This window comes from Pseudideonella sakaiensis, from assembly GCF_048320135.1.
Classification (GTDB): domain Bacteria; phylum Pseudomonadota; class Gammaproteobacteria; order Burkholderiales; family Burkholderiaceae_C; genus Ideonella_A; species Ideonella_A sakaiensis_A.
In genome coordinates, this window is the sequence record NZ_CP182947.1 from 3392776 (window position 1) to 3408870 (window position 16095).

Below are 16095 nucleotides of genomic sequence, written 5' to 3' on the forward strand. Positions count from 1 at the left end.
GTCGTCATCTGTCGGTCCGTCCCCGTCGCGTGGCTGCCGCACCTGTTGCGGCACCATCGGCAATCGTTTGTGCCGATTGTGCCGGCAGCGGCAACACACGCAGCATGCGCAGCCATTTGCGCGCCGGCAGGCCGGTCGCGTCCTCGACCGCTGCGGCGCGCCGCGCCAGCACCTCGGCCGTTGGCCAGTCGGCGCTGCGCAGCGCGATCACGATCGTGTTGCCTTCGCGGGTCGGGCGCAGGCACATCACGCGGCCCGGCGCAAATGCTGCAGCGATGCGCTCGGCACTGCGTTCGAAGCTGGCGTCGCGGCCGAACAGGTTGACCGTCATCACACCATCATCGCCGAGCAATGCGGCGCAGTCGCGGTAGAAATCCTCGCTGTCGAGCACCGGGCTGGCCGCATCCTGGTCGTACAGGTCGACGCACAACACATCGGCGCTGCGCCGGTTGCGTGGATCGGCGGCAAATTCCGCGGCATCGGCCTCGACCACCTGCAGGCGTTCGCCATCCGGCGGCAGTGCAAACCACAAGCGGCAGGCCTCGATCACCGAACGGTTGATCTCGACCGCCGTCGTCGCGATGCCCAGCCGATGGCAGAAACGGGTGATCGTTGCCGCGCCGAGGCCGAGCTGCAGCGCGCGCACATCGGCCCAGGCGTCGGCGGCCGCGTCCGGCTCCGACTCGGCGCGCAGCAGCAGCCAGACCAGCATGCGCTGCACATATTCGAGTTCGATCGCGGCCGGCTTGCGGATTCGCATCGCGCCCTGCACCCACGGCGTGCCGAGGTGCAGATAACGCACGCCGTCGAATTCGGACAGCGTCGCCGGCTCGAGCAGCGGTTTCCTGCGGCGGCGCATGGTCATGAAACGCCGTGTTCAGTCAGCGCGGCACGCCAGGCGTCGAGCTTGCGCTCGAACGACCAGCTCGCATTGGCCGGGCTGGTCGACGGCAGCCGCAGCACCGCCACGCCGAGTGCCTCGGTGATGCGGCGATGCCGCGCCGATTCGCCGCCGTTGTGGGCCAGCGCGCGCAGGCCGGGTGCAATCACGCGCAGGCTCGCGAGGTCGTTCAGCTCGGCGGCCTCGATCGCGCTGTCGAGGCTGCCTTCGCGCAGGCAGCTTGCATAGACGTCCCACAGGCCGAGGCCGTGCTCGAGCATCACCTCGAGCCGCTGCGGGTAGGCCATCGCGACCAGATCGGTCTGCCACAGCGCCGACAGGATCGGCCAGAAGTGGTTGCGCGGATGGGCGTAATACTGGCCGGCGCGCAATGACGCGACGCCCGGAAAACTGCCGAGCACGATCATTCGCGTGCGCGCGTCGACGACCGGCGGCAGCCCGAGCAGCGCCGGCGCGGCGGCAACAGCAGGGGATCTGCGAGTGGCCGGCGCCATCAGTGCAGGCCCAGCGCGCCGAGGCGGGGCAGCGCGGCAATCGCATTGGCGGTGGTCGATTCGGCCAGCTCCGCCGGCGTCACGCCGCGCAGCTGCGCCAGTTGCTCGGCGATGCGCGGCAGCTGGGCCGGCTCGTTGCGTGCCTGGCGCGGGTCGCCGCTTGCTTCGCGTTCGGCGGCGGTGCGATACAGCCAGTGCGGCGGGATGTCCGGCGAATCGGTTTCCATCACGATCGCGTCGGCCGGCAGCGATTCGGCCAGCCGGCGGATCTGCAGCGCGCGGTCGAAGGTCATCGCGCCGCCGAAGCCGAGCTTGAAGCCGAGTTCGACAAACATCTCCGCCTGTTGCGCGCTGCCGTTGAAGGCATGGACGATGCCGCGGTTGCCGGCGTGGCGGCGCAGGTGCTTCAGCAGCATGTCGGCGGAGCGCCTGACGTGGACGATCACCGGCAGCTCGTGGCGGCGCGCCAGCGCCAGTTGCTCGGCATAGAAATGTTCCTGCCGCTCGCGCGACAGACCAGGGATGAAGAAGTCGATGCCGATTTCGCCGACCGCGACCAGCCGTGGATCGTCACGATGCGCCTGCAGTTCGGCATCGAGGCGGGCCAGGGCGCCGTCGCCGGCGTTGTCGACGCACAGCGGGTGGATGCCGAGTGCGTAGGCGAGCCCGAAGCGGTGCGCCAGCTCGCGCACCGTTGCCAGGTTGTTGACGTCGACCGCCGGCAACACGATCTGCCGCACGCCGACGGCCGCCGCCCGTGCGACGACATCGGCCCGGTCGGCGTCGAATTCGCCGGCATCGAGATGGCAATGGGTATCGATCCACATGCCGCGATGATGCCTTGCCGCAGCGACGGTGCTGAAAGCCGGCCGCGTGGCCGATGTCCCACGTAGGATGACGGGAATCGGCCGCCGTGATACTGTGGCATTGTTGGCGTGCGCCCGCGCACGAGTGTCGAGCCCTGCAGGCCAGCGCAGACCAGGAGTAGTACTCGATGGATTTTCTGCCCATTCCCTCGGTGAGCGTCTGGCCATGAAAAAAGCTCCGCTCTACAGCCGATCCCCGCGTCGTCAAGCGACGCCCGCAGCCGTGCCTGCCGCCGAAGCGGTCACGCAAGTCGCCCCGCTGGCGAAGCCTTCGGGCCGGTTTGCTGCACTGCGGCAGCGGATCAAGCGGCACGAGCGCTGGTTCTGGGGCCTGGCAATGTTGCTGCTGCTCGGGCTGGCGTTGTTCAACAACCGTGCCGCACTCAGCCCGCCTGCCTATACGCCGAAACAGATCGACGCGATGGTGCGCCAGTCGCTGGAGGAAAAGCCGCTGTCGTCGAATGCCAGCAAGGCCTATCAGACAGTGCGTGGCTCGGTCGTGCGGGTGCTCGGCCTGATGACCGAGGGTGACGAAGGCGACGACAGCGAGCCGCCGCGGGCCGCTGCGGCTGGCAAGTCGAAAGGCGGCGACGGCACACCGGTCGAGCGCGGCATCGGCAGCGGCGTCGTGATCATCGACAACGGCACGATCCTGACCAATCTGCACGTCGTTGCCGGTGCGCGGCGCATCAAGGTGACTTTTGCCGACGGCCATGTCTCCGATGCGCAGATCATCAATATCCAGTCGCACAACGACCTTGCGGTGCTGCGTGCGCGCAGCATCCCGGACGACCTGCAGGCGGCGACGATGCGCTCGACCGCCGACCTGTTGCCCGGCGACGAGGTCACCGCGGTCGGCTTTCCATTCGGCATCGGACCGTCGGTCTCGTCGGGTGTCGTTTCCGGGCTGAAGCGCGAATTCAATTCGCCCGACGGCCAGCAGACGATCACCAACATGATCCAGTTCGACGCCGCGGCCAACCCCGGCAATTCGGGCGGACCGCTGGTCACCAACGACGGCGCGGTGGTCGGCATCGTCACTGCGATCCTCAACCCGTCGCGGCAGCGCACCTTCATAGGCATCGGATTTGCAGTACCGATCGAAAACGCCGCCGCCGGTGCCGGCATGCCGCCGTTCTGAGGCCGCGCCCACCAGCACAATTCCGTTCCCACTTCTCCGAAGGCACAGCGAATGACGACATCACCGACGACCGACGCACCCGCCAATCAAGCCGCCAATTCGCTGATGGAGCAGGTGCTCTATGAAGTCAAGCGCATCGTCGTCGGGCAGGACTATTTTCTCGAGCGGGTGATGATCGCGGTGCTCGCGCAGGGCCATCTGCTGGTCGAAGGCGTGCCCGGGCTCGCGAAGACGCTGACGGTCAAGACGCTGGCACAAACGCTGCGCGGCAGCTTCAAGCGGATCCAGTTCACGCCCGATCTCGTCCCGGCCGACCTGATCGGCACCCGCATCTACCACCCGAAAACCGGCGAATTCGCGACCTCGCTCGGCCCGGTGTTCGCGAACCTGCTGCTCGCCGACGAAATCAACCGTGCACCGGCCAAGGTGCAGAGCGCGTTGCTCGAGGTGATGCAGGAGCGTCAGGTGACGATCGCCGGCGAAACGCATCCGGTGCCGCTGCCCTTCCTCGTGATGGCGACACAGAACCCGATCGAGACCGAAGGCACCTACCCGCTGCCGGAGGCGCAGGTCGACCGTTTCATGATGAAGGTGCTGGTCGACTATCCGAGCGAGGAGGAGGAATTCGTCATCGCCGAACGGGTGACCGGCGCGGCGAAGACGGTTGCCGCCGTTGCCAGCATGGGCCAGTTGGCCGAGCTGCAGCAGGAATGCCGCAAGGTGTATGTCGACCCGTCGCTGATGCAGTATGCGGTGAAGGTCGTCAGCGCGACGCGGCGGCCCGACAAATACGAGCTGCCGGAGCTGAAGACCTATATCACCTACGGCGCCAGCCCGCGCGCGACGATCGGCCTGATCGAAGGCGCCCGCGCGCTGGCCTTCATGCGCGGACGCAGTTATGCGCTGCCGGAGGACATGACGGTGCTGATCCCCGATGTGCTGCGGCACCGACTGGTGCTCAGCTACGAGGCGCTGGCCGACGGCCACGATGCCGATGCGCTGATCCAGCGCATCATCAAGAAGATCCCGGTGCCGGACAAGCCACTTGCACACGAGGCCGGCAGCAAATGACAGCACCTGCCACCGCGCTTGCCTGAGCGACCATGATGGCCACGCCGCAATCTCCCCCCCGCGAAACCTCGGACCAGCTGTTGCGCCGGCTCGAGTGGACGGTGCTGCGGCGGCTCGACGGGCAGTTGCAGGGCAACCACCGCACCTTGTGGCGCGGCGGCGGGCTCGATCTGGCCGACCTGCGCGAATACCAGCATCACGACGACGTTCGCCACATCGACTGGAATGTCACGGCGCGGTTGCAGGTGCCGCACGTGCGGCAGTTCACCGAAGACCGCGAGTTGAGCGCCTGGTTTCTGATCGACTTGAGCGGCAGCGTCGACTTCGGCTCCAACCTGCAGACCAAGCGGCGCGTTGCGCGCGAATTCGTCGGTGTGCTGGCGCGGCTGCTGACGCGCCACGGCAACCGGGTCGGCGCGCTGCTGTACGGCGACAAGGTCGAGGCGGTGCTGCCGGCGCGCGGCGGCCGTGGCCAGGTGCTGCAACTGCTGCAGCTGATCGACAAGGGCAGCGAGCAGCCGCCACGGCGCCAGCAGGCAACGCAACTGGGCCAGCTGCTGCAGTCTGCCTTGCAGATCATCAAGCGGCGCAGCAGCATCTTCGTCGTCTCCGATTTCATCAGTGCGCCGGGCTGGCACGAGGGGCTGGGCCGGCTGACGCTGCGCCACGAGGTCACCGCAGTGCGTCTGTTCGATCCGCTGGAAATGGACCTGCCGGACATCGGCCTGCTGACGATGCGCGACGCGGAAACCGGCGACGAGCTGGTCGTCGACACCTCGGACCGTGGTTTTCGCCGGCGTTATGCGGCCGCCGCCGAACGGCGCGAGGCCGAGCTGCGCGAGGCGCTCGGCCGTGCCGGCGTCGATACGCTGGAGCTCGCGACGAACGACGACCTGCTCGATTCGATCCTCCGTTTTGCCGAGCTGCGCAAGCAACGCAGCCGGCTCTCAGCCGGTGGCGGTGCGCCGGCCCATCTGCAATCGCTGGCGGCCGTGGGGCGGCCCTCCGCCAACCACTCAGCCTCGTCATCCGTCATGCCGCCCGCCACAGCGCGCTGACCGCCCACGCGCCCGCAAGCCATGTCGTACCTGTCCCAACTTCCGATCAATTTCATCTGGCCCACGATGTTGTGGGGCCTGGCCGCGCTTCCGGTGCTGATGTTGGCCTATGTGTGGCTGCTGCATCGACGCAAGCAGAGCACGCTGCGCTTCGCCAACCTCGGCCTGGTGCGCGAGGCGATGGGCCGGCGCGGCGCCTGGCGGCGCCATGTGCCGCCGCTGCTGATGCTGCTGGCGCTCGCGGTGCTGCTGATTGCAGCGGCCCGGCCGACCGCGGTGATCAGCCTGCCGATGCAGCAGGAAACCATCGTGCTGGCGATGGATGTTTCCGGCAGCATGCGCGCCACCGACGTGCAGCCGAACCGGCTGGTTGCCGCGCAGGAGGCGGCGAAGGCGTTCATTGCGCAACTGCCGCGCAGCGTGCGGCTGTCGGTGGTGTCGTTTGCCGGCACCGCCGCGGTGGTGCAGGCGCCAACCTTCAGCCGCGAAGACGTGATCGCCGCGATCGACCGCTTCCAGCTGCAGCGCGGCACCGCGATCGGCAGCGGCATCGTGTTGTCGCTGGCGACGCTGTTCCCGGAGGCCGGCATCGATCTCAGCCAGATCACCGGCCAGCGCGCGATGCCGCCGGCGCCGGGCGAACAGCAGAAGAAGGAATTCGTTCCGGTGCAGCCGGGCTCGTACAGCTCGGCAGCGGTGATCCTGCTGACCGACGGCCAGCGCACCACCGGCCCCGATCCGATCGAGGCGGCGCGGATGGCCGCCGACCGCGGCATCAAGGTCTATACCGTCGGCATCGGCACCAAGGAGGGCGAGACGATCGGCTTCGAAGGCTGGAGCATGCGGGTGCGGCTCGACGAGGAGACGCTGAAGGAAATCGCGCAGACGACCCGCGCCGACTATTACTACGCCGGCTCGGCCGAGGACCTGAAAAAGGTCTACGAGGGCCTGGGCACGCGGCTCGCCGTCGAGAAGAAGGAGACCGAAATCACCGCACTGATGGCGCTGCTCGGTGCGCTGCTGGCGACCTTTGCCGGCGGGCTGTCGGTGTGGTGGTTCGGGCGCATCACATAGCCGAGGTTTTGAGCCGGCAGTGACGATCACGCTGAACCACACGATCGTCCATGCGCGCGACAAGGCGCGCTCTGCGCGTTTTCTTGCCGAGATCCTCGGGCTGCCGAAGCGGCCGTTCCTGCTCGGCCATTTTGCGGTCGTGCAGATCGGCGATACCTCGCTCGACTTCCTCGACACCAACGGCGCGATTGCGCCGCAGCACTATGCCTTTCTGGTCAGCGAAAGCGAATTCGACGAGATCTTCGGCCGCATCCGCGAGCGCGGCCTGACGCACTGGGCCGACCCGATGCGCAGCCAGCCCGGCCGCATCAACCACTGGGACGACGGCCGCGGCGTCTATTTCGAGGACCCCGACGGCCACCTGCTGGAAATCCTGACGCGGCCTTATGGCAGCGGCGGCACCGAGGCGGAACATCCGAATCCGCTGATCGTGTTGGAGCCTACCAGCGCGAAGCCGGCAGGACGACGCCGGGCCAAAGTGAAATGAGGCCCGGCGGCGGAATGCCGAGGTGCGTCAGGTCGAGTGATCGATCAGCCCGCGCGTTCACTCGTAGTGGGTCCACATGCGAAGTACACGCACAGTTCGTTCCTTGGCGAAGACCTCGTAAACCAACCTGTGTTGAATGTTGATCCGACGGGAATAGGCACCGGCAAGGTCTCCCACGAGCTTCTCGTATGGCGGCGGATTCTGGAACGGGTCGACCGCCAAGACCGCAAGCAGAGCCTCCGTTTTCTCCCGGAGGCCGGCCGAGGTGAGCTTCTTCGCGTCCTTGAGAGCGTCGCGCGCGAACACGACTTCCCAAGTCACCAGACGACTTTCTTGGCGCTCTTGCTCAAGGGCTCAGACATACCCTGCTTGATCGATTCCCGCATGCCAGGCACAGACAAGAGATGCAAAGTCTCTTGAATGGCCTGCCAGTCCTCGTGGGCGAGCAGAACCGCACTTGCTCGTTTTCCTGCAATGTGGATGGGCTGATGCGACTCCGCAGTCTGGTCGATCAAACGATACAGATTGGCGCGTGCTTCGCTTGCAGTGAGGGTTGTCATCGTGGCTTCCGATAGAGGCCCTTAGCGTACGTCATGTCGTACCGTCCGTCAACCAGCTGCCGGCAAGGGAGCCGGCCGGGCTCGGGCAGGCTGACAGTGCAGGCGCCGTCGGAAGACGGCTGATCCGGCGGTTGATCACAAGCCATCGAGCGGGCTCGACACGCCGCGACCGCCCTTGTTCATAACGTGGGTGTAGATCATCGTCGTCGCGACGTCGGCGTGGCCGAGCAGTTCCTGCACGGTGCGGATGTCGTAGCCGGCCTGCAGCATGTGGGTGGCGAACGAATGGCGCAACACGTGTGGTGAACAGGGCTTGGCGATGCCGGCGCGCCGAGCCGCCAGCGCCACCGCCTTCTGCACCGAACTTTCATTGAGGTGATGGCGTCGCTCGACACCCGAACGCGGATCGATGCTGAAGACAGGGCTCGGAAAGACATACTGCCAGCCCCAGGCCCGACCGGCCGACGGGTATTTGAGATCAAGCGCGAACGGCAACTCGACATCGCCACGGCTGGCGTCGAGGTCGGCCTGGTGCAACCGCCGCACCCGGCGCAACTGGATTTGCAGCGGCTCGATCAGGTTTTCCGGCAATACCGTGACGCGGTCCTTGTTGCCCTTGCCGGCGCGCACGATGATTTCGCGGCGCTGGAATTCGACATCCTTCACCCGCAGGCGCAGCCCCTCGAGCAGGCGCATGCCGGTGCCGTAGAGCAGCGAGGCGACCAGGTGCATCGTGCCGCTGCCGTCGAGTGCGTTCAGCAACTCGCGCACCTCCGACGGCGTCAGCACGACCGGCAGGCGCCGCGATGTTCGCGCCGCCGTCATCTCGCCGAGCCACGGCAGGTTCACCAGCAGCACTTCCTGGTACAGGAACAGCAGCGCCGCCCGGGCCTGGTTCTGCGTCGATGCCGACACGTTGCGCTCGACCGCCAGCCACGACAGAAACGCTTCGACCTCGGCGGCTCCCATCCCTGCCGGATGCCGCTTGCCGTGGAATACGATGAAGCGGCGTGCCCAGTCGACATAGGCGTGCTCAGTACGCAACGAGTAGTGCTTGACGCGAATACGCTCGCGCATCTGCGTCAGCAGCTTCGGCGCCCGAGGTGCTTCGGACGCGGATGCGGGCGATGGCAAGGCCTCCGGAAACGAAGGCGAGGGCGGCGGTTCCATCCGCAAAAATTTAGACCGCCCATTGCGGAACCACTCCCCCACAGAAGAGGGAAATATTCAGGCCTGCTGGGGACTTGCCCGGGTCACCGCGTTTGCGGGGTTGCGATAGATGGAACGGCCGGCGATTATTCGGTCCGCAGAATTAAACGTTAGGCCTCACTTTTCGCGATATGTTGTCCACCACCGCCTGGAAGGCCACCGTTGGTCTAGTCGTCGGCTCGATCACGGCATCTGAGGATTACCGAGTCATTGCGGCGGATCCCACGTGTTCGAATACGTTTGTCGTTGAAGTCGCAGTCGTCGTTTTCTTCCTTGGCGCGATCTACTGTGTATGCGCATACGGGCTCCTCGGTCTTTCACTCCACGAGTCACTGCCCGCAAGAAGCTGGCGCCAAGCTGGTGCCACGTTTGCAACCTCCATTGCCTTTGGCGCCATCACCCTGTTCCTTGCGCCAGTTGCGTACTTCATAGGCCACGCGATAACGGACTCCAGCGCTAACAGCGGATTTGCCGTGGTTCTGCGTAGCCTTGCTGCGCATCCGAATATTGCCGGGGCCATACTCGGCTCATTCGTTTTCATGCTCTCTGCGCAGCTGTCGCAGGGCCTAGCTGGCCGTGTCTTCTGGCGTCACCGCAGTGAGGCCTAACCCCTCGCTCAAGCGGAGCGCCAACGGCATGCCACCGCTGGCCTACATTTCATTCTGGGCCAGCGGTGTCCTGCCGCTGTCGCCCGCTTAGCTCGAACGTTGGGCCGCCGTCGAAAACCGCTGAGAATTTCGTCCAAACGCATGCTTGAGCATTTGTCACGGTCGGGAGCATCTGGAGGCTTCGGCGGTTCGCCAAGGCTGGGCGTGGCTCGCCAGATCGAGCGCTGCGGCAAAGCAGCTTTTTCTGTTCGCGGGCGGTCGCGAATTCACCACCATCACGCCGTCGTCGGCGCTCCGGCGGTCTCTGTCCGCGTTTGGCAGTGGCAGTTCGGCAGGGTCGCCGAGTTCGTTCACCAGCCCAACCCGTCATTCAACCGGACGCCGGCAAGGCTGCCTCGCTTCGGCGATGCGGGAGCGGGGCGCCGGTCAATTCAGACGTTGGGCCGCCGTCGAACACCGCTGAGAATTTCGTCGAAACGCATGCTTGAGCATTTGTCACGGGCGGGAGCAGCTGGTGGCTTTGGCGGTCTACCGAGGCAGGGTGTTTCTCGCCAGTTCGAGCGCTCCGACGACGCTGCTTTCTCTGATCGCGGTCGGTCGCGAATTCACAACATCATGCCGTCGTCGCCGCTCCGGCGCTTTCTGCCCGCGTTTGGCATCGGCAGCTTGGCAAGGTGGCCGAGTTCATCCACCAGCCCAACCCGTCATTCAACCGGACGCCGGCAAGGTTGCCTCGCTCCGGCGATGTGGCGCGGGGCGCCGGTCAATTCAGACGTTAGGCCTCACTTTTCGCGATATGTTGTCCACCACCGCCTGGAAGGCCACCGTTGGTCTAGTCGTCGGCTCGATCACGGCATCTGAGGATTACCGAGTCATTGCGGCGGATCCCACGTGTTCGAATACGTTTGTCGTTGAAGTCGCAGTCGTCGTTTTCTTCCTTGGCGCGATCTACTGTGTATGCGCATACGGGCTCCTCGGTCTTTCACTCCACGAGTCACTGCCCGCAAGAAGCTGGCGCCAAGCTGGTGCCACGTTTGCAACCTCCATTGCCTTTGGCGCCATCACCCTGTTCCTTGCGCCAGTTGCGTACTTCATAGGCCACGCGATAACGGACTCCAGCGCTAACAGCGGATTTGCCGTGGTTCTGCGTAGCCTTGCTGCGCATCCGAATATTGCCGGGGCCATACTCGGCTCATTCGTTTTCATGCTCTCTGCGCAGCTGTCGCAGGGCCTAGCTGGCCGTGTCTTCTGGCGTCACCGCAGTGAGGCCTAACCCCTCGCTCAAGCGGAGCGCCAACGGCATGCCACCGCTGGCCTACATTTCATTCTGGGCCAGCGGTGTCCTGCCGCTGTCGCCCGCTTAGCTCGAACGTTGGGCCGCCGTCGAAAACCGCTGAGAAATTCGTTCAAACGCATGCTTGAGCATTTGTCACGGTCGGGAGCAACTGGTGGCTTCGGCGGTTCGCCGAGGCTGCATGCAGCTCACCAGGCCGTGCGCTGCGGCGACGCTGCTTTCTTTGTGCGCGGTCGGCCTCGAATTCGCCACCATCACGCGATCGTCGGTGCTCCGGCGCCTTCAGTATTCGCTTGGCAGCGTGGGATGCCGGCGTCCGTCCAGTTTCTCCGCGTGCCCAACACTTCGGTCAAGCGGACAGCCAACTGCGGGCTTCGCACAATCACTCCGGCCAATTCGGCGGCGCCGTTGGCCGCCGCTTACCTCAAACGTTGGGCCGCCGTCGAAAGCCGCTGAGAATTTCGTCCAAACGCATGTCTGCGCATTTGTCACGGTCTGGATCAACTGGCAGCTTCGGCGGTTCGCCGCGGCTGGGTGTGGTGCGCCTGGTCGATGGCTGCGGCAAAGCCGCTTCCTCTGCTTGCCGGCGGTCGCGAATTCACAACCATCACGCCGTCGTCGGTGCTCCGGCGCTGTCTGTTCCCGTTTGGCATCGGCGGTTCGGCAAGGTCGCCGAGTTCGTCCACCAGCCCAACCCGTCATTCAACCGGACGCCGGCAAGGCTGCCTCGCTTCGGCGATGCGGAGCGGGGCGCCGGTCAATTCAGACGTTAGGCGTCACAAATGCTCCGCTCCCACCGCCGATGAAGCAAATCGCCCTCTGCCTCAATTTCCTAGCAATGTTCGGCGCAACTTGGATGCTCTGCATGCGAGCCTCTGACTGGCGGACAGATCGATGGGAAAAGACTTCGCGCTGGATGCCTTTGGTCTTCGGAGCAATGGCCTGGCTGGTAGCCTTGATGTGGCTTGGCGAAAACCTCTACCCTGGCAATGCAAAGAAGTCTGATGAGATGATCATCGCGTTTGTCGTCGGCCTACCCGCCGGAATCATCGCCTACGCACTGATCGCTTGGCTAAGTCCTGGCACCGCTGGAGCGAATCGCCTCGCAGCCAATGATCCAGTGGTCATACCTGAAGGCGGACCAAAGACCAAGTCTGAGTGGCTCTTGCTTGATGTCCGTGCGATTCCAACTTTGCTTCGGTGGCGCAAGAAGTAGTGCTTTATGCGAATCAAGTCGCGCGCACGTGCCGAAAGTGACGCCTAACCCTTCGCTCAAGCGGAGCGCCAACGGCAGGCCACTGGGCCGCGGCGCACTACATTTTCCGCAGCCCGGGCCCGGCGTCCCGCCGTTGTCGCCCGCTTAGCTCGAACGTTAGGCATCTTGAATGCAACGCTTCGTTGTGACCTCGAACGTTATAGGAGCGCCCGAAGCGCTCGAGATATCAATGGAGTCCTTCGAGGTGGCAAAAAAGGACTGGAAGGAGCTATTGAGCGTTCTTCTGATTGAGGAGCGGTTCGACTCACTCGTAACGAACTTCCTCAGGTTTGAAGAGTTGCTCGTAGCGAGACTTCTTCAGTTTGAACGAGTCGGGTACATCGACGGGAATCACCAAATGTTGGTGAGGCGTGACTTGAATCGAGTATTGAATAATGTACTAAGTACGGCGCGGGGTTATATAGACCAGTTGCCACAGGTAGCCAACCAAGTATTTGGAGCAGACGATCCGCGGGCTATACGCTCTATCGAAATTTTAAGGGAGCAGTACGACAGCCACGTGGGATACAGAGTATTAGAGGCGATCCGGAATCATGCTCAACATTCTGGGTTTCCGATTCATTCGGTTTCATACTCCACGCACATGATCGGAAAGTTTCCGGAGTTGATAGATACAAAGTGCCTCAGACCAATAACTCGTCCGGAACTGCTTGCGGAAAATGCAAAGTTCAAGTCGTCAATACTTCAAGAGTTGAAATCATTGGGTCGAGAGGTGGATCTTAATCCGCTCCTTCGCCAGTACGTTGCGGGAATTTCACGCGCTCACTATTACGTTCGCTCAGAGGCGAAAGCTCATGCGATTGAACGCGGGGCGGCCCTTGACAGCTTGGCCTTGACGTATATCTCGAGCTCAGCCACGAAGCGTGAAATCTTGGGTGTCTATGCGGTTGCGCTGAACGGGAATGACTGGCGTGAGCAGATTCCATTGCGGACCGGTACCGCCGCCTACTACGACTACTTGTGTACCCTGAACGACCAGATGGACTTCGCAGATAGGGATTTTCTTATCGGCTCTGTGCGCGAAGATGCCTAACCAATCGTTCAACCGGAAGCAGTGGGGCCTGCCGCCGTTTGGGCCTCCATTTCATTCTGGCCCAAATGCCGCCATACCCCACTGCTCCGGTTAACTCGGACGTTAGGTTGCGCTTGATGCTTCACCTGTCCTCGAACCGTGTTTGGCTGATGGTCGGGCTCGCACTTAGCGTTGGCGGCTTTTATTTCCTTGGCTTGGCTGGTTCGTTCGTTGGCAAGTACTTCTTCCTTCCGCAAACTCCATACAGCGGTGAGTACATCCAAGGAGCCGTCCTCTCAGCGTTCATGTCGCTTTGAACCGCCCCGGGTTTTGAGGAGGCTCTTTTCTCTGAGAGGATTGAGCCATGAGCAAGAAGTCGAACAAGTTTTCACCCGAGGTGCGCGATCGCGCGGTGCGCTTGGTGCAGGAGCACCGAGGGGAGTACCCGTCGCTGTGGGCAGCCGTCGAGTCCATCGCGCCGAAGATCGGCTGCGTGCCGCAGACGCTGCATGAATGGGTCAAGCGCGACCAGATCGATTCCGGCATTCGCGAGGGGGTGATGGTTGGCGACAATGATCTTGGCCGGCTGACGACAACTATCTTGGCCGGTTGAGGCCGAAGCCGGCAGGTCCGGGACGCGGGGCTTACCGTGGGGTCATCGAACACGTCGAGACCCCGGAAATGCCCGGCAAGAGAATCACGGACCACCAAGTGCTCAAGTACAAACAACATCGCAACAAACTCCCGCAGGTGGCGGCCGCCGCCAAGGCGGGAATCAGCGAACGCAGTGCGCGACGCATCGAAGATGCCGGTCAACTGCCTTCGCAACGGCCAGCCAGGAGCTGGCGGACCCGATCGGATCCACTGGCCGAGGTGTGGGAGGCTGAAGTCGTCCCGCTGCTGCGGGCGGACGCGCAACTCAACGCCGTGACGCTGCTGGAGGAACTGCAGCGCCGGCATCCTGGCCAGTACGGAGGTGCCGTGCTTCGTACGCTGCAGCGCCGCGTCCGCCAGTGGCGCGCCGTGCATGGCGCCGAACGCGACGTTTACTTCGCCCAGGAGCATCCGCCAGGCAGACTGGGACTGTCCGACTTCACCGTCGCCGACGACCTGCAGGTGAAGATCGACGGGGTCGCTTTCGATCACCGGCTGTACCAGTTCGCGCTCGCGCATTCGGGATGGCGGCACGCCGTCGTTCTCACTGAAGGCGAGAGCTTCGCCGCGTTGTCCGGCGGACTACAGGCCGCGCTGTGGCGGCTGGGCGGGGTGCCGGAGGAGCATCGCACCGACAGCCTGTCGGCGGCGTTCAACAACCTGGCCGAGGCGCAGGAGCTGACCCGCCGGTACGAGGGTCTGTGCCAGCACTACGGCATGCGCGCGAGCCGCTGCAATCCGAGCCAGTCGCATGAGAACGGCTCCATCGAGTCGCGACACGATTCGCTCAAGACCGCGCTCGACCAGGCGTTGCGGTTGCGCGGTACCCGTCGCTTCGACGAGCGCGCCGACTACGAGGCCTTCGTCGAGACCATCGTGCAGCGATTCAATGCCCGCGCCGTCACCCGGCTGGCCGTCGAGCGGACCATGCTACGGCCGCTGCCGGCGCGCCGCACGGCTGAGTACGAGGAGTTCCCGGCGCGGGTCAGCAAATACGCCATCTTCACCGTCAAGGGCGTGCAGTACAGCGCGCCAAGCCAACTGATCGGACACCGCCTGACGGTTCGCCAGTATGCGCAGCACATCGAGTGCTGGCTGGGCGGCCAATGCGTGCTCGAGCGCAGCCGCGCGACCCACCGCGACGGCCAGCGGCACCCGCGCAACATCGACTATAGGCACCTGGTGGCCGCGCTCAGGCGCAAGCCCGGCGCCTTCGCCCGCTGGGTGCTGCGCGATGCGGTATTCCCCCGCGACATCTACCGCCGCACCTGGGAACGCCTGTCAGCAGCACTTGCAGAGCGCGAAGCCTGCAAGACGATCGTGGGCCTGCTCTCGTTGGCCGCCGACGGCCATGAGGCACAACTCGCCGAGGAACTTGAGCAGCTGATCGAGCTCGACCAATTGCCCGATCTGAATGCGCTGAGCGCGCTACTGAAACCGCCCATCGTCGAATTGCCGGCGGTGTCGGTGCAGTTGCCGCCGCTGCAGGACTACGACGTACTGATCGAGGTGTCGCCATGAGTGCGACGACGCTGCCATCCGGGCGCCTGGCGCTGATGCTCACCGAACTGCGACTGCCCACGATCAAGCGACTGGCCGACGACCTGTGCGCGCAGTCCGACCGTGAGGGCTGGCCCGGACATCGGCTGCTGGAAGCGCTGATGGAGCATGAGATCGCCGAGCGCGAGTTCCGCCGCATCGACCGCCACCGCGCCGAATCCTGCCTGACGCCGGACAAGCGATTGTCGAGCTTCGACTTCGCGGCGGTACCGAGCGTCTCCAAGGCTCAGGTGATGGCGTTGGCCGAAGGTCATGAGTGGATCGACCGCGGCGCCAATGTGCTGCTGTTCGGCCCGCCGGGCGTCGGCAAGAGCCATCTGGTGAGCGGGCTCGGTCACGCACTCGTCGATGCCGGGCGCCGGGTGCTGTTCACCCGGTGCAGTGACCTTGTACAGCGCCTGCAGGCGGCCCGGCGCGACCTGCGGCTGCCGCAGGAACTGGCCAGGCTCGACCGCTTCGACCTGCTGATCCTGGACGATCTGAGCTACGTTCGTCGCGATCAGGCCGAGACCTCGGTGCTGTTCGAGTTGATCGCCGAGCGATACGAACGCAAGAGCCTTGCGATCACCGCCAACACGCCGTTCTCGCAGTGGAGCGACGTGTTCGTCGACCCGGCGATGACCCTGGCCGCAGTCGACCGGCTCGTGCATCACTCGACGATCTTGGAAATGAATGTGGAGAGCTATCGCCGACGGGCGGCGCACGCGGCACAGCCCAGCGGGAGAAGGACCAACGCGAGACCGACGACAACTACAGCGACCGACCACGCAACCTGAGCGCGGGGAAGCCGCGGTGGACAAGTCACCTGCCCACAGGACAAGCCTGTGGAC

16 protein-coding genes and 2 pseudogenes are annotated in these 16095 nt (G+C 64.4%); 12 read left to right on the top strand and 6 right to left on the bottom strand.

The features are described from left to right. Nucleotides 1-4: 4 nt before the first annotated feature. From ACNH6H_RS15365 to ACNH6H_RS15375, 3 genes are read right to left on the bottom strand one after another with little or no spacing between them, the layout of a single operon-like run. Nucleotides 5-865, bottom strand: coding sequence for a spermidine synthase (locus tag ACNH6H_RS15365; protein ID WP_418318856.1), 861 nt, complete (start codon nucleotides 863-865; stop codon nucleotides 5-7). Then, nucleotides 862-1395, bottom strand: coding sequence for a DNA-deoxyinosine glycosylase (locus tag ACNH6H_RS15370; protein ID WP_418318858.1), 534 nt, complete (start codon nucleotides 1393-1395; stop codon nucleotides 862-864). Before ACNH6H_RS15370 ends, ACNH6H_RS15365 begins: the two co-directional genes overlap by 4 nt. Continuing rightward, on the bottom strand, nucleotides 1395-2222 hold the full coding sequence (locus tag ACNH6H_RS15375) for a TatD family hydrolase (RefSeq protein ID WP_418318860.1): 828 nt from the start codon (nucleotides 2220-2222) through the stop codon (nucleotides 1395-1397). The genes ACNH6H_RS15370 and ACNH6H_RS15375 overlap by 1 nt, the downstream gene beginning before the upstream one ends. 205 nt (nucleotides 2223-2427) lie before the next feature. Here ACNH6H_RS15375 and ACNH6H_RS15380 point away from each other — a divergent pair, with 205 nt between their 5' ends. The 5 genes and pseudogenes from ACNH6H_RS15380 to ACNH6H_RS15400 all read left to right on the top strand — a co-directional run. Continuing rightward, complete coding sequence (locus tag ACNH6H_RS15380; RefSeq protein WP_418318862.1) at nucleotides 2428-3402, top strand: S1C family serine protease; 975 nt, start codon at nucleotides 2428-2430, stop codon at nucleotides 3400-3402. Between the two features lie 51 nt (nucleotides 3403-3453). After that, on the top strand, nucleotides 3454-4473 hold the full coding sequence (locus ACNH6H_RS15385; RefSeq protein WP_418318864.1) for an AAA family ATPase: 1020 nt from the start codon (nucleotides 3454-3456) through the stop codon (nucleotides 4471-4473). 35 nt (nucleotides 4474-4508) lie between these two features. After that, a complete protein-coding gene (locus ACNH6H_RS15390; RefSeq protein WP_418318865.1) occupies nucleotides 4509-5531 on the top strand; it encodes a DUF58 domain-containing protein in 1023 nt (340 codons plus the stop codon). A 21-nt stretch (nucleotides 5532-5552) separates the two neighbouring features. Then, nucleotides 5553-6605 carry a VWA domain-containing protein gene (locus ACNH6H_RS15395; RefSeq protein WP_418318867.1) on the top strand — a complete coding sequence of 351 codons (1053 nt, stop codon included), beginning with the start codon at nucleotides 5553-5555 and terminating at the stop codon, nucleotides 6603-6605. A gap of 19 nt (nucleotides 6606-6624) precedes the next feature. Next, nucleotides 6625-7002, top strand: a pseudogene (locus ACNH6H_RS15400) (VOC family protein); the annotation flags it as partial. 147 nt (nucleotides 7003-7149) lie between these two features. Here ACNH6H_RS15400 and ACNH6H_RS15405 read toward each other — a convergent pair. The 3 genes from ACNH6H_RS15405 to ACNH6H_RS15415 all read right to left on the bottom strand — a co-directional run bounded on the left by ACNH6H_RS15405 (nucleotide 7150) and on the right by ACNH6H_RS15415 (nucleotide 8729). Then, nucleotides 7150-7413: a Txe/YoeB family addiction module toxin gene (locus tag ACNH6H_RS15405; protein WP_418318868.1), complete on the bottom strand. Its 264-nt coding sequence runs from the start codon at nucleotides 7411-7413 to the stop codon at nucleotides 7150-7152. Then, nucleotides 7410-7652 carry a type II toxin-antitoxin system Phd/YefM family antitoxin gene (locus tag ACNH6H_RS15410; protein ID WP_418318870.1) on the bottom strand — a complete coding sequence of 81 codons (243 nt, stop codon included), beginning with the start codon at nucleotides 7650-7652 and terminating at the stop codon, nucleotides 7410-7412. The genes ACNH6H_RS15405 and ACNH6H_RS15410 overlap by 4 nt, the downstream gene beginning before the upstream one ends. Before the next feature lie 135 nt (nucleotides 7653-7787). After that, on the bottom strand, nucleotides 7788-8729 hold the full coding sequence (locus tag ACNH6H_RS15415; protein WP_418318872.1) for an integron integrase: 942 nt from the start codon (nucleotides 8727-8729) through the stop codon (nucleotides 7788-7790). Between the two features lie 263 nt (nucleotides 8730-8992). Here ACNH6H_RS15415 and ACNH6H_RS15420 point away from each other — a divergent pair, with 263 nt between their 5' ends. The 7 genes and pseudogenes from ACNH6H_RS15420 to istB all read left to right on the top strand — a co-directional run bounded on the left by ACNH6H_RS15420 (nucleotide 8993) and on the right by istB (nucleotide 16041). Beyond that, complete coding sequence (locus ACNH6H_RS15420; RefSeq protein WP_418318873.1) at nucleotides 8993-9469, top strand: hypothetical protein; 477 nt, start codon at nucleotides 8993-8995, stop codon at nucleotides 9467-9469. Between the two features lie 796 nt (nucleotides 9470-10265). Continuing rightward, on the top strand, nucleotides 10266-10742 hold the full coding sequence (locus ACNH6H_RS15425; protein ID WP_418318873.1) for a hypothetical protein: 477 nt from the start codon (nucleotides 10266-10268) through the stop codon (nucleotides 10740-10742). A gap of 823 nt (nucleotides 10743-11565) precedes the next feature. Further along, nucleotides 11566-11979 (top strand): hypothetical protein, encoded by a 414-nt coding sequence (locus ACNH6H_RS15430; protein WP_418318875.1) that lies wholly within the window; start codon nucleotides 11566-11568, stop codon nucleotides 11977-11979. A 169-nt stretch (nucleotides 11980-12148) separates the two neighbouring features. Continuing rightward, nucleotides 12149-13072 carry a hypothetical protein gene (locus tag ACNH6H_RS15435; protein ID WP_418318877.1) on the top strand — a complete coding sequence of 308 codons (924 nt, stop codon included), beginning with the start codon at nucleotides 12149-12151 and terminating at the stop codon, nucleotides 13070-13072. Between the two features lie 343 nt (nucleotides 13073-13415). Beyond that, nucleotides 13416-13610: pseudogene (locus ACNH6H_RS15440) on the top strand (IS3 family transposase); the annotation flags it as partial. A gap of 122 nt (nucleotides 13611-13732) precedes the next feature. Beyond that, nucleotides 13733-15226, top strand: a complete 1494-nt coding sequence (gene istA / locus ACNH6H_RS15445) for an IS21 family transposase (RefSeq protein WP_418317605.1) — start codon at nucleotides 13733-13735, stop codon at nucleotides 15224-15226. Beyond that, complete coding sequence (gene istB, locus ACNH6H_RS15450; RefSeq protein ID WP_418317604.1) at nucleotides 15223-16041, top strand: IS21-like element helper ATPase IstB; 819 nt, start codon at nucleotides 15223-15225, stop codon at nucleotides 16039-16041. Before istA ends, istB begins: the two co-directional genes overlap by 4 nt. The last annotated feature ends 54 nt before the right edge of the window (nucleotides 16042-16095 follow it).

Excerpts from the sequence above, each read along its gene's own strand:
- ACNH6H_RS15390 (WP_418318865.1), top strand. The coding sequence starts at position 4,509 with ATGGCCACGCCGCAATCTCCCCCCCGCGAAACCTCGGACCAGCTGTTG.
- ACNH6H_RS15375 (WP_418318860.1), bottom strand. The coding sequence starts at position 2,222 with ATGTGGATCGATACCCATTGCCATCTCGATGCCGGCGAATTCGACGCC.
- istA (WP_418317605.1), top strand. The coding sequence starts at position 13,733 with ATGCCCGGCAAGAGAATCACGGACCACCAAGTGCTCAAGTACAAACAA.
- ACNH6H_RS15370 (WP_418318858.1), bottom strand. The coding sequence starts at position 1,395 with ATGGCGCCGGCCACTCGCAGATCCCCTGCTGTTGCCGCCGCGCCGGCG.
- ACNH6H_RS15410 (WP_418318870.1), bottom strand. The coding sequence starts at position 7,652 with ATGACAACCCTCACTGCAAGCGAAGCACGCGCCAATCTGTATCGTTTG.
- ACNH6H_RS15420 (WP_418318873.1), top strand. The coding sequence starts at position 8,993 with ATGTTGTCCACCACCGCCTGGAAGGCCACCGTTGGTCTAGTCGTCGGC.
- ACNH6H_RS15425 (WP_418318873.1), top strand. The coding sequence starts at position 10,266 with ATGTTGTCCACCACCGCCTGGAAGGCCACCGTTGGTCTAGTCGTCGGC.
- ACNH6H_RS15385 (WP_418318864.1), top strand. The coding sequence starts at position 3,454 with ATGACGACATCACCGACGACCGACGCACCCGCCAATCAAGCCGCCAAT.
- ACNH6H_RS15415 (WP_418318872.1), bottom strand. The coding sequence starts at position 8,729 with ATGCGCGAGCGTATTCGCGTCAAGCACTACTCGTTGCGTACTGAGCAC.
- ACNH6H_RS15395 (WP_418318867.1), top strand. The coding sequence starts at position 5,553 with ATGTCGTACCTGTCCCAACTTCCGATCAATTTCATCTGGCCCACGATG.
- ACNH6H_RS15435 (WP_418318877.1), top strand. The coding sequence starts at position 12,149 with ATGCAACGCTTCGTTGTGACCTCGAACGTTATAGGAGCGCCCGAAGCG.
- ACNH6H_RS15365 (WP_418318856.1), bottom strand. The coding sequence starts at position 865 with ATGACCATGCGCCGCCGCAGGAAACCGCTGCTCGAGCCGGCGACGCTG.
- ACNH6H_RS15380 (WP_418318862.1), top strand. The coding sequence starts at position 2,428 with ATGAAAAAAGCTCCGCTCTACAGCCGATCCCCGCGTCGTCAAGCGACG.
- istB (WP_418317604.1), top strand. The coding sequence starts at position 15,223 with ATGAGTGCGACGACGCTGCCATCCGGGCGCCTGGCGCTGATGCTCACC.
- ACNH6H_RS15430 (WP_418318875.1), top strand. The coding sequence starts at position 11,566 with ATGAAGCAAATCGCCCTCTGCCTCAATTTCCTAGCAATGTTCGGCGCA.